The organism is Bradyrhizobium sp. Kon37, assembly GCF_055807535.1.
On sequence record NZ_JBVVOY010000082.1, the window covers coordinates 1 to 818 of the forward strand.

2 protein-coding genes are annotated in these 818 nt (G+C 55.7%); both read right to left on the reverse strand.

The genetic code is table 11. The features are described from left to right. A partial coding sequence (locus AC0L3J_RS37125; RefSeq protein WP_473350393.1) for a phage tail sheath N-terminal beta-sandwich domain-containing protein occupies positions 1-531 on the reverse strand: 531 nt, incomplete at its 3' end. Continuing rightward, positions 528-734 (reverse strand): DUF2635 domain-containing protein, encoded by a 207-nt coding sequence (locus AC0L3J_RS37130; protein WP_000979227.1) that lies wholly within the window; start codon positions 732-734, stop codon positions 528-530. The genes AC0L3J_RS37130 and AC0L3J_RS37125, both read right to left, overlap by 4 nt. Positions 735-818 lie beyond the last annotated feature (84 nt).

The following is an 818-nucleotide window of genomic DNA, read 5'->3' on the forward strand; positions in this document are numbered from 1 at the left end:
ACTCAGAACCACATCTGCATGGGTGTCATCATCCCCGCTGTCTGCGCGAACTTCTGCCGTCACCGGTAAATCAGGCTGGCCTTTGATTCGGGCAACCAGCAGGTCAGCCAGCGCCGCTCCCGTTGCACCTGCTGCGACAGATACCGCCAGTCGCTGACCGGCAATGTAAGTCACAAGCGAGCCGTTTTCGCCTGCCGTTCCTGACAGTGAAATTTCACCGACAGCAGCATTACCGGTGCCGTTCCCCTGCGGAATACACCACAGCTCCGCCACGCGGTTAGCGTTCAGGAATGCATCTGCCATCAGTGCCAGCATGGAACCCTGACCAAACGCCGCACTGGCCTGTGAGCCGGAACGGATACGGACAGGCACGTTTGGTGCCGCACTGGCTTTACTTCCGCTTTGCCCGAACATCAGCACGCGCTGACGGGGAGCCGGTGTTCCGCTGACGGCATTGCTGTTATCAAATTCGATATACGTCAGAGGAACGCGAACATCTGACGGGATCGCGTTAAATGAAATATCGCTCATTTCGATTTACTCCGTTTTTTCGGCGCAGCGTCGGTATCATCCGCCGTGTTTTCGGTGCTCCCGACTTCAACCACATCACCGGCTGCAAGGCGACGTATCCAGAAACTGTTACGGGGCTTTTCTTCTCCCTCAGACGCCAGTAATTTCATCGTGAGCGGGTCACGGATGGCTTTTCCCGCTGCGGGTTTAATTTTCAGCATCATGATCCTTTTCCTGATTCACATTGATATGTGCGGCAAATTCCGGGGTTTCGTCCGGGAATTTCCAGGTCTGCCAGTGACGCTCGT